The 13,838-nt window shown below is 66.6% G+C and carries 8 protein-coding genes; 1 reads left to right on the top strand and 7 read right to left on the bottom strand.

Annotation, left to right across the window (positions count from 1 at the left end):
* Positions 1-29 precede the first annotated feature (29 nt).
* A complete protein-coding gene (locus tag LZC94_05985) occupies positions 30-1,367 on the bottom strand; it encodes a sigma 54-interacting transcriptional regulator (protein WXB16825.1) in 1,338 nt (445 codons plus the stop codon).
* A gap of 469 nt (positions 1,368-1,836) precedes the next feature.
* On the opposite strand from LZC94_05985, the gene LZC94_05990 reads away from it, so the two are divergent.
* Positions 1,837-2,121 (top strand): hypothetical protein, encoded by a 285-nt coding sequence (locus tag LZC94_05990; protein WXB16826.1) that lies wholly within the window; start codon positions 1,837-1,839, stop codon positions 2,119-2,121.
* A gap of 7 nt (positions 2,122-2,128) precedes the next feature.
* Here the strand turns inward: LZC94_05990 and LZC94_05995 are convergent, their stop codons facing one another.
* The 6 genes from LZC94_05995 to LZC94_06020 all read right to left on the bottom strand — a co-directional run bounded on the left by LZC94_05995 (position 2,129) and on the right by LZC94_06020 (position 13,510).
* Positions 2,129-2,803 (bottom strand): ABC transporter ATP-binding protein, encoded by a 675-nt coding sequence (locus tag LZC94_05995; protein WXB20351.1) that lies wholly within the window; start codon positions 2,801-2,803, stop codon positions 2,129-2,131.
* 67 nt (positions 2,804-2,870) lie between these two features.
* On the bottom strand, positions 2,871-5,144 hold the full coding sequence (locus tag LZC94_06000) for an ABC transporter permease (protein ID WXB16827.1): 2,274 nt from the start codon (positions 5,142-5,144) through the stop codon (positions 2,871-2,873).
* 6 nt (positions 5,145-5,150) lie between these two features.
* Positions 5,151-6,797, bottom strand: coding sequence for a lysine--tRNA ligase (locus LZC94_06005; GenBank protein WXB16828.1), 1,647 nt, complete (start codon positions 6,795-6,797; stop codon positions 5,151-5,153).
* A 156-nt stretch (positions 6,798-6,953) separates the two neighbouring features.
* A protein-coding gene (gene prfB, locus LZC94_06010; GenBank protein ID WXB16829.1) for a peptide chain release factor 2 occupies positions 6,954-8,100 on the bottom strand; the annotation gives its coding sequence in 2 pieces (ribosomal slippage) (positions 6,954-8,030 and positions 8,032-8,100; 1,146 coding nt in all).
* A gap of 87 nt (positions 8,101-8,187) precedes the next feature.
* A complete protein-coding gene (locus LZC94_06015) occupies positions 8,188-10,200 on the bottom strand; it encodes an ATP-binding protein (protein ID WXB16830.1) in 2,013 nt (670 codons plus the stop codon).
* Between the two features lie 418 nt (positions 10,201-10,618).
* Positions 10,619-13,510, bottom strand: a complete 2,892-nt coding sequence (locus LZC94_06020) for a hypothetical protein (protein WXB16831.1) — start codon at positions 13,508-13,510, stop codon at positions 10,619-10,621.
* Between the last annotated feature and the right edge of the window lie 328 nt (positions 13,511-13,838).

A 13,838-nucleotide genomic window follows, 5' to 3' on the forward strand; every position in this document is an offset into this window, starting at 1 on the left:
GCGCTCGAACGCGAGGTGTCCGCATGCGATTAGCGTTTCCCGAGGCCGTGTCTTGCGAGAAGCCTGCCGAGGTACGTGCGATCCAAACCGGAGATCCGAGCCGCAGCCGATTGGTTCCCCTGCGTGCGCGAAAGCAATGCGCGCAAGTACACGGTCGTGAATTCTTCTACCAGTGCCTCTTTTTGCGCGAGGAAAGGCCGGTCGAGGTCGACGTAGGCCGACAGCGCTGCCGCAAGGGCACCCTCGCTCGCGGCTGCTTTGTCCCCGGGCAAATAACCGAGCGCAGCGTAGGCCTGCACCACGTTGCGGAGCTCGCGCACGTTGCCGCGGAACGTTCGCGATTTGAGCTGCTCGATGATCTGCGGCGGCAGCGACTTCACACCTGCTTGCTCGGCCAAGCGGCGCGCGATGGGCTCGATATCCTCGGGCCGTTCGCGCAGCGGTGGGATGCGCACACGCACGACGGCCAGGCGATAAAAGAGATCCTCGCGGAAGCGCCCGGCCTCGACTTCCTCTTCGAGCATACGGTGGGTGGCGGCCACGACACGCACGCGCACGCGGCGCACGCCATCGGCGCCGACCGCGCGAAGCTCTCCCGTTTCCAGCACGCGCAAGAGCATGGGCTGAACGTCGAGCGGGAGCTCACCAATCTCGTCCAAGAAGAGGGTGCCGCCATCGGCGCTCTCGAACGCACCCTTGCGCGCCTCCACCGCACCGGTGAACGCTCCACGGCGGTGGCCGAACAATTCGCTCGCCACCAAATCCCGCGGAATGGCACCGCAGTTGACCACGACCAGAGGGCCAGCGAACACTTCGGAGCCCTCGTGCAGGGCGCGCGCGATGAGCTCCTTACCGACGCCGGACTCACCCTCCACCAAAACCGTAACGAGCGAGCCCTCGAGGCGCTCCAATGTCGCGAAGATGCGGCGCATGGCGTACGAGGCACCCACGATGTTGCGGTACTCGTCGTCCGGATAGGCCGCGCCCTCTTCGAGCGACTCGGTGTCGGCGTCGATGGCGATTTCGGCCGCGCCCACCTTGATGCGCGAGCCGAGCGACAGAACGGCGCGCTCGATGCGCTGTCCGAGGTAGTGGGTGCCGTTGCGGCTCCCGAGATCGGCTACGCGCACGCCGTCGGGGACGAGCTCGAGCTCGACGTGTGTGCGCGAAACGGTGGGGTGGGCGACGACGAAATTCGACGTCGGCGCCGAGCCGATGATGCATTTGCCTGAGGCCAAGCGATGCGGCTTCAGGCCCGCAGGCTCGATAACGCGCAGCATTGCGCCGAGCGGTTTAAGGTCGGGCAGCTCGTGAATGAGCGTCGACGTTGCCGAGTCGAGGCCGTCGTCCGAGGGATCGTGCGCCATGTGGAGGGGAGCTTATGTTAGCGAACTTGCGGCTTACAGACTGCTGTGCGTGCGGCCGCGACCGCGCACTTTCGTCAGCTTCGCCGTTCGTAACGGTCTAGATGTCAACGGAACCACTCCGATAAGCGTACGCAACTCCTTCGAAAGATCCAAAAGTGCCATTTTCGTTCCGCTCCAGGTAGCGATCCCACCCGACGGCACGTGGGTTGCTCAAAGGGAGGTCAGTCCTGGCAGCGGGCAGTGCCAGCGCCGGGACGAAGACTGTGGGCCCGGGGGGGTGCCACCAAGGGAGGGGAGTAGGCAGGAGAGAAGTGGCCCGCGCGCGCGACTGGCTGGAGCGCGCGCGGGCCCGTGCGGGGTCACCGCGATCTTCGCGGACGCTTGGATGATGCTGGACCCGTGCGCGATGCGCCGCCTCCGGGCGCGCGGCCGCGACGCAGGGAACCCTGGATCCCGAAAGGGAAACGAGATGAGCGGGATAGAGCTCGTGCACGACGACGACGATGAACATGCCGAAGCGTCTGCGCAGCTGCGCGTCGGGTACCGCGATCTGACCCTGACCGTCAACGGCGTCCCCGTCGCCGATCCCCAGCGGGCCCTCATGGCGTGCCGCGGAAAGGTCCGCGACGTTCAAATGTTCGTCTTCGGCGATCGGGTCGAGTTCTTCATGATGGTGAACTTCGAGTGCGAGGCCGATACGTTGCGCGTGCCGCCGGAGTTCGTGCGGGCTTTGTCGGGGACGGACGACGTCTGAGGCGGCTCTAGGCCGTCGCCGACTCGACCAGGGCGTTCGGTGCGCTCTTGCGATCGTCGCGTTCGACGCGCCCATCCTTGAGCGTAATCACGCGGGGCATGCTCGCGGCGAGGGCGAGGTTGTGCGTGACCACGACGATGGTGGTGCCGCGTTGCTTGTTGATGGCGAAGAAGAGCTCGTGGATCTGCTGACTCGTCGACGAGTCCAGGTTGCCGCTGGGCTCATCGGCCAGGAGCAGCTTGGGCTCGAGGACCAGGGCGCGCGCGAGCGCCACGCGTTGCTGCTCGCCGCCGGACAGCTCGCCCGGACGGTGAAGGGCGCGGTCTTTCAGGCCCACCTCTTCGAGCAGGGCGCGCGCGCGCGGCTCGAGATCGCGGCGGGAGCGGCCTTGGATGAGGCCCGGCATCATCACGTTCTCGAGCGCGTTGAACTCGGGCAGCAAGTGGTGGAACTGGAACACGAAGCCGATGGCGCGGTTGCGAATGTCCGCGAGGCGCGCGCTGGGGAGCGACGTGAGCTCTTCGCCCCCGAGGCGCAGCGAGCCGCTGGTGGGGATGTCGAGGGTGCCCACGCAGTGGAGGAAGGTCGATTTGCCCGCGCCGGACTGCCCGACGATGCCCACGACCTCTCCCTCGTGGATCGACAGGTCGATCCCGCGCAAGACTTCCAACGTGCGCCCCATGTGATGGAACGACTTCTTGACGTTTTCGGCGATGACCAACGCGTTGGGCACGACTATCCAGTTCCTTTCACTCGTAACGCAGGCCATCCATCGGACGCAGGGTCGAGGCGGCGTAGGCTGGGTAGACGGTGGCCAAGGTGCAGATGACCATGGCCGCCACGCCCACCGAGAGAAAATCGAGCGCGTCCACGTTGATGGGCAACCGATCGATGTAATACACGTCCGGATCCAGCCGCAGGCCGAACCACTTGAGGCCGGTGCAGAGCGAGAGCGCGGAGGCCAGGCCGAAGGTGGTGCCGATGGCGCCGATGATGATCCCCTCGGTCATGAAGGTCTGCATGATCGATCGATCGCGCGCCCCTAGCGCCTTCAAGATGGCGATTTCTTTGCCTTTTTCGGTGACCATCAGCAGCAAGGTGCAGATGATGCCGAAGCTCGCCACGATGATGGCGATCGAGAGGATGATGAAGGTGGCGAACCTCTCGAGCTTGAGCGCCGAGAAGAGGTTCCGGTTGATCTCGCGCCAGTCGCGCACGCGCAGCTCGGGCCGGGCCATGGCATCGGTGATGGGGCCCGTGAACGCGTCCGCGCGCTCCGCGTTCTCCACCTTCACGTCGATGGCGTGCACCTTGTTGCCGAGGGCGAAGTACTCGTCGGCCACGTCGAGCGTGGTGTACACGTGGCTCGCGTCGTACTCGTACATGCCGCTGAAGAAGATGGCGGCGATGCGGAATTTCCGGGTGCGCGGCATGATGCCCATGGGCCCCAGATCGCCCAGCGCCGACACCAAGGTGACCTCGTCGCCCACGTAGACGTGGAGCGTCTTGGCCAGCTCGCGCCCGATGATGATGCCGGGGCGGACGGGCTTGGCCATGATGGCGTCGCGGACCTGCGGATCGATGTCGTCGGGCAGCCCGAGCTCCGTGCCCTTGAGGAACTGCTCGCCGTGCGAGCCGAGGCCGATCACCTCGTCGGGGGCCAGGTGGGCGAGCTTCTCCGGGTGCTCCAAGTACTCGAACTTGCCGACCTCGATGTTGTTCGGCAGCTCGATCACGCCCCCGATGGTGCCCGGATCCACGCCGCGCACGATCACGCCGGACAAGTTCGAGGGGCTCGAGATCATGCCCTCGCCGTGCACCACCGGAGTGGCCCCCGTGACCCCGGGCACCAAGCGGACCTTGGTGAGCACGTCATCGTAGCCCTCCCAGGTGGACTGGCTGGTCATGTCGATGACGATGTGCGCGTTGTTGCCGAGGATCTTGCGTTTGAGATCCTGCCCGAAGCCGCCCATCACATTGACCACGCTGGAGAGCGAGCACGATGACAGCGCCACCCCGCAGATGGCCAAGGCCGAAATCACCGTCAAAAACCCGCTCTTTTGCGCGCGAATGTGCCGCGCGCCCACGAACGACGAGAACCCTCGGCGCTCGAGCCGATCGAGCACATATGGCAAGAGCAGCGCCAGGCCGATGAGGATGGCGGTCACGCTGCTCACGATGGCGCCCGCGCGCAGGATGGTGTCCTTGAGCGACCACGCGGAGCCGCGCAGGGTGGGCAAGGTGCGGATCCACGCGGTGAGCACGGCGAACACCGCGAGCAAGGTCACGAAGATGATGCGCAGGTACCGGCGAACGATCTTGGCCGCGTAATCGGGCTTCTGCCACGGCAGCTCGTTGCGCCCGGTGGCGCGCGCGTACCCGTAGGCGTGGCCGAGGCGCTCCAGGCCGAGCGAGAGCGTGCTCCCCACGATGGGGACCAGGCCGAGCGCGTAAATCGGCAGCAGCATCACGTCGTAGAAGAAGATGGAGACCATGCACGTGGACGTGGCCTTCCAGCTTCGTCGCATGGCCTCGAAGAGCGGCCGATCGTCCTCCACGATGAAGAACGGCGTAAAGGCGAACTTCAGCCGAAACGCCAGGCCCACCGCCAGCGCGGGCAGCGCGCTCGTGTACTCCCAGGGCGAGAACACCCCCGCGAGCGCGCACGTCCCGAAGACGAGGCCCGGCAGGAGCAACACCGCCAGCGCGGTCAGGATGCGAAAGCCCGCGAGCCGGAGCGCCCGCACGAGCAAGCGCCCGAAGCTGCGCGGGGGCAGCGGGGCATCGCGCACGGCGGCGAGGGCGCCCTCCGCGAGCAAGGCATCGAAGATGGGGAACAGGGGCAGGAGGAAGGTCGCGAGGTAGAGCCCCAAGGTCCGCAGGAGCATCGAGCCGAAGTGCCGCTTCAGCGCGCCGCCCGCGACCCCGAGACCCTCGCCCGGCGTCCACGGCTGCTCGATGTCCTCGCCGGCCCAGCGCGCCGGCTCCTGCACGTGGTTGCTCATCGCGACGTCGTTGCTCATCGCGTGCTACGCCCCCGACTCGGCCCGGAGCAGCGGAAAGAGGATGACGTCGCGGATGGACGGCGCGTTGGTGAGGAGCATCGTCAGCCGATCGATGCCCATCCCGAGCCCCGCGGCCGGCGGCATGGCATGCTCCAGCGCGCGCACGTAGTCCTCGTCGAAGTCCATGGTCTCCTCGGCGCCCCGCGCCTTGAGCGCGACCTGCGCGCGGAAGCGGTCCGCTTGGTCTTCCGGATCGTTGAGCTCACTGAAGGCGTTGCACAGCTCGCGGCCCTGGACGAACAGCTCGAAGCGGTCGACCAGCTCGGGGCGCACGTCGTTCCTGCGCGAGAGGGGCGAGGTCTCGTAGGGGTGATCTTTGACGAACACCGGGAGGCTCTTGGTGCCGTCTTGGGAGCGGTAGTCCTCCACCAGGAACGGCTCGGCGATGTACTCGTAGAGCGCGAAGAGGCGCTCGCCGTCGTTCTCGCACTTGGCGAGCCCTTTGCGCAGGTTGCCCCAGTCGAGCCCTTTGGCGCGCGGGGAGCTCTTCGACCACTCCTTGATGCGCTCCACGAAGTCCGTGCGAAGCAGCGCCACCAGGCCCGCACCGCCCACCGGGGCCGCCACGGCGCTCTGCCAATCGGCGATGCCGGTCTTCTCCGCTGCCAGCGCCACCGCCGACTCCATCGGCACGCGGGCAAAGGGCTCGTCGAGGGTAAAGGAGCGCGCCGAGAGCCACGCGCGATGCGCCTCGGGCATCGTGCGCGCAAGATGGCCGTCGATGTGCCGGAGCATCGTCTCGGTGAAGTCCATGAGCGTCTCGTAAGTCGCGTACGCCCAGTAATATTCCAGCATGGTGAACTCGGGATTGTGCCGCGTGCTGATCCCTTCGTTCCGGTAACAGCGGCCAATCTCGTAGACGCGCTCCAGCCCTCCGACCACCAGGCGCTTCAAATAGAGCTCGGGCGCGATCCGCAGGTACAGATCCATGTCGAGCGCGTTGTGGTGCGTATTGAACGGCCGCGCGGCGGCGCCGCCGATGAGCGAGTTGAGGGTGGGCGTCTCCACCTCGAGGAAGTCGGCCTCGTCGAGCGCCGCGCGCGTGGCGCGGACGATGTGGCTGCGCGCGCGAAACACGTTGGCCACGTCGGGGTTGGCGATGAGATCGACGTAGCGCTGACGGTAGCGCGTCTCGACGTCGGAGAGGCCGTGCCACTTCTCGGGCAAGGGCCGCAGGGCCTTGGTCAAGAGACGGATGCGGGCTGGCTCGATCGAGAGCTCGCCGCGCTTGGACGCGGTGAGGGTGCCCTCGGCCTCGAGGATGTCGCCGATATCGAGATCGTCGAGCCGGCCGTACGCCTCGCCCAGCGCCGCTTGGCTCACCAGGAGCTGAATCTCGCCCGTGCGGTCGCGCAAGCGAAGGAAGGAGAGCCCGCCCGCGGAGCGAAAGGCCACGATGCGGCCGTGCACATGAAACGTGCGCCCCTCCGTGAGCTTCTTGACCGCCTCCTCGCCGTACTTACCGCCTTCGAGCGCACCCTGCGCCGCCTCGCGCACGGCCCCGATGTCTTTCGTCTCGGAGCCGGGCAAGCGGGGGACGACGTCGTTGGCAAAGGGATTCTCCCCGCGCGCGCGCACCCGCTGCGCCTTGTTCTTTCGTGCTTCGAGCAAGGCCTGCTCGGCCGATCCCCCAGCACCCTGCGACGGGGCGGGTGAAGCCGAGGCGCCGGGCGCGCCAGAGGAGCCGGCGGCGCCGGAGGAACGAGCGGATTTCGAGGGCGAGTTCGGAGTTGACCCTTGGTCGGACATCGTGGTGGGCAGGGTTTATCACGCCAATTCGGCTGAGTCCTCCGTGGAAACGCCCTTTTTGAGGTCGCCTCCTGCTGCCGCCAGCAAATAGGCCTCGAGGAAGGCGTCCAAATCGCCGTCGAGCACCGCATCGACGTTGCTCTCTTCGTAGGCGGTGCGCGTGTCCTTTACGAGCCTGTACGGTTGGAGCACGTAATTGCGAATCTGGCTGCCGAAGTTGATGGCGCTCTTGGTGGCCTGGTATGCCGCGTTGGCCTGCTCGCGCTTCTGCAGCTCCAGCTCGTAGAGCTTGGCCTTGAGCATTTTCATGGCCATGGCGCGGTTCTGATGCTGCGAGCGCTCCGCCCGACAGACGATGTTCAACCCGGTCGGTAAATGCCGCAGCCGGACCGCCGTCTCCACCTTGTTGACGTTCTGCCCGCCCTTGCCTCCGGCGCGCATGGTGGTGATCTCGATGTCCTTGTCCTGCACCTCGATCTGAATGTCGTCGTCCAGATCGGGCGTGACCTCGACCGCGGCGAACGCCGTCTGGCGCGTGTGATCGGCGTTGAAGGGGCTCATGCGCACCAGCCGATGCACACCATTTTCGGACCGGAGGTAGCCGTAGGCGGAGTCGCCCGACACGGTGAAGGAAATGGCGTCGATGCCTGCCTCGTCACCCTCTTGGTAGTCGATGACCTCCGTCTTGTACCCGCGCCGCTCGCACCAGCGGAGGTACATGCGCGAGAGCATCTGGGCCCAGTCCTTGGCGTCGGTGCCTCCCGCGCCGGGGTGGATGCTCACGATGGCGCCCGAGCGGTCCGCCGGGCCCGAGAGCATGCGCGCCAGCTCCGTTTGCCGCACGCGCTGCTCCAAGGCGGGCACGCCTTTGGCGACCTCCGCGATGGTCTCCTCGTCGCGCTCTTGGGCGCCGAGCTCGAGGAGAACGGCGGCGTCCTCCACGTCCTGCGCGAGCTTCTCGAAGCTCGTGACGGTCTGCTCGATCATCGAGCGCTTGCGGGTGAGGGCGAGGGCCTTGTTCTGATCGTCCCAAAAGCCGGGTGCCAGGGTCTGCTCGCCGAGGCGATCGAGCTCGCGCTTCAGTCGAGCGACGTCAAAGATGCCCCCTTAGCGCCGTGAGGCGCCTTTTGAGGTCTTGGAGCGTGTCGCGGGATTCGGTCAACATGATGTGCGGCTTAGCACATCTAATGCCGGGTGGGGGACTGGCGGTGCGGCGGGCGCACGGGGTGGCGGGTTTCGCAGCTTCGCCGGATTAGCGATCGAGCACTTCTCGGATTTTGCGGGCGAGTTCGTCGGGGAGGAACGGTTTGACCAAGAGGGTGGCGCCTGCTTCGAAGAGGGTGCCGTGGATGGCGGCATCGGGTGCGTAGCCGGACATGAAGAGGATGCGGATGCGCGGCCGGGTGGCCATGACCCGTTGGGCCAGCTCGCCGCCGCCCATTTTCGGCATGATCACATCGGTGATCAAGAGGTCGATGGTCTCCGGATTCTGCTCGGCCATCGCCAGCGCCTCCTCGGGGCTGCGCGCCTCCAGGACCCGGTAGCCGCACTCCCGAAGCACCTCGGCCACCCCGCGCCGGAGCTCCCGCTCGTCCTCGGCCAGGAGCACCGTTTCGGTGCCGGTCATCCAGCGGGGAGGGGAGACCACCGTGCGCGGGGGCTTCTCCTGCGGCTCGACGGCCGGGAGATAAATGGCAAACGTGGTCCCGCGTCCCGGGGTGCTGGCCACGTCGATGCCGCCGCGCGACTGCTGAACGGCGCCGTACACGGTGGAGAGGCCGAGCCCCGTTCCCTTGCCCGGCGGCTTGGTGGTGAAGAACGGGTCGAAGATCTGCGAGAGGATCTCTTCGCTCATCCCATCGCCGGTGTCGCTGAGCGTCAGCACGTTGTACCTCCCGGCGCGAAGCTCCCCGGTGCTGAGACGCGCGGCATCGGAGAGCTCCACGGCGGCCGTCTCGATGGTGAGCGAGCCGCCACTCGGCATGGCGTCGCGCGCATTGACGACCACGTTCATCATCGCTTGTTCGATCTGCCCGCGGTCGGCATACACATAGAGGCGCTCGGCCGAGAGCTTCGGAACGAGGATGACGTCCTCGCCGACCAGGGGCACCATCGTGCGCGCGAGATCGCCCACCACGTCGTTGAGCTCGAGGGTCTCGTGGCGGAGCACCTGCGCGCGCCCAAAGGCAAGGAGCTGCCGCGTAAGCTTCGCAGCGCGCTCGCTGGCCTTTTTGATCTCGTCGACATCGGCGATGGCCTCCGCGAGCTTCGCGGTCTGCTCCAGCCGCCCGAGCCGGCGCAAAAGCAAATCCGTACGGGTCAGGATCACCGCGAGCAAATTGTTGAAGTCGTGCGCGATGCCGCCGCTCAACCGTCCAATGGCCTCCATCTTGGCCGCTTGTCGCAGCTTGCGCTCCACCTGCGCGCGCTCGGCCATCTCCTGCTTGAGGAGCTCATTGGAGGTGGTGAGCTCCTGCGTGCGTAGCCGCACCCGATCCTCGAGCTCGTCGTGCGCCTCCCGGAGCTCGTCCTCCATGCGCTTGCGGGCGAACAGATCGGGCACCGCATAGTTCTTCATGGTGGGCGCCAACTGAGGCTGCCGTTGCATGTAGTTTGCAATATGCTCTTCGATCTGCGACGGGTGCGCCATGATGAAGCGGCACGTCGCGTCCCCCTTGGCGCGGCAGAGGATCTCGCTGGCGACGAGCTTCAGGCCGAAGCACTCCTCGCACCATCCGGCCGAATACCCGGCGTTCATGATGCAAACGGGGAAGTCGATCGGCGTACGCCCGGCGCGGGCCCACGCGTCGGCCTCGAAGGAGACGGGGTGATCGTAGACCGAGAAAAACCGCTCCGGATCGGCTTCGCTGACGGACTCGGGGAAGAGCTCCACGTCGGCCCATCCCGTATGGGCGAAGTGGGCGGGACCGGCCGCCATGCGCGCGATGGGGTCGGTGAGCTTCAACTTGGCTTGCAGAATGTGCGCGTCGGACTTTCCAAAGGCGTGCGCCAAGTCGAAGAGGATATTGCGCGCAAAGTCGTCCGCCTCGCAACGGCGCTCGGGCCCGTAGAGATCGCGGACCAAATCGAAGAACTCGACGGAGAGCGCGCCCGCTCGGATGAGGACGTAGCGCTCCCCGGATATTTCGATGATTCCGCGCCCGGGCTCCCCACGGCACTCCTGAAAATAGCGTGAGACGGCCGCTTCGGCTTTGGCGAGGGCTTCTTCCAGCTCCGGGGATAAGTGCCCGCCTTTTGGGGTCATGGCAACAAGGAGTACCTTGTGCCGAGGTTCGCGTCGAGCGGGGGCCTGCTCGCGCACCTCGCGCGGGGTGGGGCAGCGTTCACACGATCTGGACCGCGGAAGGCGCACGGTACCGTCCTACGCGCCCGGCCGTCGAGTCCAACTCTGCCGTGCATCGAAGAGCCGCGCGTGCCGTCATGCAATCCAAAGTCGATATTCGCGCCTTTGGGCTGTAAATCGTATTTGGGTCTACTTTGAATCGCACGAAGCTTTATTGCGTGATGCGTGTCGTTGATTGGTCGGAATTGGAAGATTCGTATCCGTGCAACTGGCGACCCTCGGCAGCGCGCGGGCTCGACCCGCACAAAACACGAAGACCGCGTGTCCGTCTCCGGAGCACGCGGTCTTCGAGGGATGCGCCCTCAGCGACTAGCGCGGATCAGTCGATCTTCGGATGTCCGCACTTGAAGGCGACGCCGCCGCCGCCGCAGGTGTCGCCTGGGATCGGGCAGCCGCCGCAATCGAGTTGACCGCCGCAACCGTCGCCGGCGGGGCCGCACTCGGCGCCCATTTGTTGGCAGGTGAGCGGGCTGCAGCCGCCGCACTTGCTCGGGGTGCCGCCGCCGCCGCACGTTTGGCCCGGTTGGTTGCAGGGGCCGCAATTGACCGTGCCGCCGCAGCCGTCGCCGATGGGACCGCAGGTCGCGCCGACGTCTTCGCATGTGCGCGGTTTGCAGCTTCCCGGACCGCACTGGTTCGGGGTGCCGCCGCCGCCGCACGTCCCTTGGGTTCGATCGCACACGCCGCATTGGACGACGCCGCCGCAGCCGTCGGCGATCGGACCGCACTTTGCTCCGATATCGGCGCATGTACGGGGTTTGCAGTTGCTGTTGCCGCACTGGCCCGGCGAGCCGCCGCCGCCGCAGAACTGACCTGTCTCGCAGGCGCCGCATTGAACGACGCCGCCGCAGCCATCGCCCATGGGGCCGCAGGTGACCCGCGCCTTGTCGCACGTGAGGGGGACGCAGCTCGGGCTGCCGCACTTGTTGGGGATACCGCCGCCACCGCAGGTCTTACCCGTGGGGCAATCGCCGCAGTAGATCTCGCCGCCGCAGCCGTCGCCGATGGGGCCGCACTCGACCCCGGCTTGTTGGCACGTGCGCGGCGTGCACGAGGTCCCACCGCATTGGCTGGGGATACCGCCGCCGCCGCACGTCTGGGGAGGCGTGCATCGGCCGCAGTCGATTTGTCCGCCGCAGCCATCGCCCATCGGTCCGCACTTGATTTCGGGCGGGCAGGTGGTGCGGGGGGTGCAGGTCGGATCGGGCTTCGGCTTGTCGGGCTCGATGCATGCGCCGAGGTCGAACAGCATGAAGAGGAGCATCTTCTCCTGCGCCGACAGCTCGTCGTTGTTGCACTCCGTCGGGAACGTAGCCTCGTTGATGCGCGAGTCGGTCACGTGGAAGTCGCTGAAGATGACGCGACCGCACTGGTCCTTCTCTGCCGCACCGACCGGTGTGTTGAACGTGAAGTGTTCGATGATGCTGGGATCGTCCTTCGCGTAGATCCACCGTTGCGCCGGCGCGATGACGGCGTCCAGGTCGCGGCGGGGATCGACGATGCTGACCTCTCGGCGCGCGGGATCCGGATCGTTCACGCTCAGACCGCCCACCGCAGCCAACCAGTCGGAGAAGGCGCGGCCCTTGGTGAAGCTGAGATCGATGACGGACGTGAGCGGGCTCGAGGGATTGCCTTGCTCCACGTGCCAGTTGGCCGTGTTGGAGAAGGGCTCCTGCTTGTGGAGCCACGCGTAGCTGTAGTGCGTGGTGAAGATACGACCGCCAATGCTGGTGTAGTCACGCACGTTCTGGGTGTAGCGCTCGTCCTCGTTAACCTGGTTGCCCTCGCACGCGAAGATGACCTGATCGTATGTCTTCAAGGTGTCGAGTCGGTTGACGAGGTAATCCTCCGACGTGGCGGTCCCATTCGGGGGACGCGCACCCCGCGAGCGACCGTTTGCCCATCGGTCGCCTTGGTACATGCGAATGCGCCCGTCGCCGGTCGGATGGGTGAACTCGCTGTCCGAGACGCCGGCCTTGCGAAGGACGCACTCCAAGGCGTCGACGCTGCCCGTGGAGATCGCGGTGAGGGGGATATCCGCCTTGTTGCCGTCGCCGTCCCGCTTGTTCTTCGGCAACCGGGTCATATTGCGATCGGTCAGCTCGGTGGTCGCGCACGCGGGGACGTTGGGGATGGTGATCTTGCGGCGCCAGCGTCCCATCTGAACGACCAGCGGGATGTTCGCGCCCGCGGGCACGTTCTTCAGGGTGAACGAGCCGTCGGTGCCGCTGAAGGTTTTCACCAGCGGTTGGCCCGATACCTCGGATCCGCACTGGGTGCACTGGACACCGGGCTTGAACGCTTCGAGGTCCGCGTTGGGAACGTAGACGACCGCGTTGTAGAGCGGCGTCTTGCCGTTGGGCGCGTACACCTTGCCGGTCAAGGTGGTGGTGGTTCCACCATCGCACTTGACTTGCCGCGGGCAAAGGTTGGTGCAGCCCGCGTCGGGCAGACTCACGCTTCCATCGCCGCACATGCTCGGCTTGCCGCCGCCGCCGCAGATCTCGGGCGCATTGCACGTTCCGCAGTTCATGAGACCGCCGCAGCCATCGGCTACGGGACCGCAGTTGGCGCCCGCTTGATCGCACGTCCGCTTGATGCACGGCGCCGAGTAGCCTCCGCACACGCTGGGCGTTCCTCCGCCACCGCACGTTTGCGGCGCGTCGCACTTTCCGCAATCGAGCTTTCCACCGCACCCATCGCCCACGGGACCGCAGTTGGCGTTGAGCTGTTTGCACGTCTTCGGAATGCACGCGCTCGTGCCGCCGCAGACGCTGGGGTTGCCGCCGCCGCCGCAGGTCGCGGGGGCGTTGCACACGCCGCACTGGAGGAGCCCGCCGCAGCCATCGCCCACGGGACCGCAGTCTTTCCCCAGCTCGTTGCACGTCTTCGGCGTGCAGTTGTTCGTGCCGCCGTCGACCACTTGTCCGCCGCATTGGCCAAGCTTGCCGCCGCCGCCGCACGCTTGCCCGGTTGGACACGTGCCGCACTCCAGGACTCCGCCGCACCCGTCGCCCGCAAGTCCACAGGTGAACCCTTGGTCGGCGCAGGTTTGCGGCTTGCACTTGGGATCGCGGCCGCACTTGCTGGGCACACCGGCGCCGCCGCAGGTTTCTCCCGGCACGTTGCACTCACCGCAATCGATGAGGCCTCCGCAGCCATCGCCCACGGGGCCGCACGAGGCCCCCACGTCGGCACAGGTCTTGGGCACGCACCGGCTACCGCCCCCGCAGGTGCTGTGTTTCCCGCCACCTCCACAGGTATCCGTTCCCGTGCAAGTGCCGCACTGGAGGACCCCACCACACCCGTCTCCGGCGGGCCCGCAGAAGACCCCCGCTTCCACACACGTGCGTGGCTTGCAGTTGGTCTTCCCGCCCGTGGAGCTGTCGCCGCGACTGAAGCCGCCGGTGTCGGGATTGGCATTGCCTCCGTCTTTAATGTCCCCATTATCGGGGGGATCGAAAAAACTCTGCTCCGTGCTCCCACAAGCGGCCGCCGTCATCGCGACAACCGCTATGAGCACCGATATCTTGGCGCCA

The sequence above is a fragment of the Sorangiineae bacterium MSr11954 genome (genome assembly GCA_037157815.1).
Taxonomy (GTDB): Bacteria; Myxococcota_A; Polyangia; order Polyangiales; family Polyangiaceae; genus Pendulispora; species Pendulispora albinea.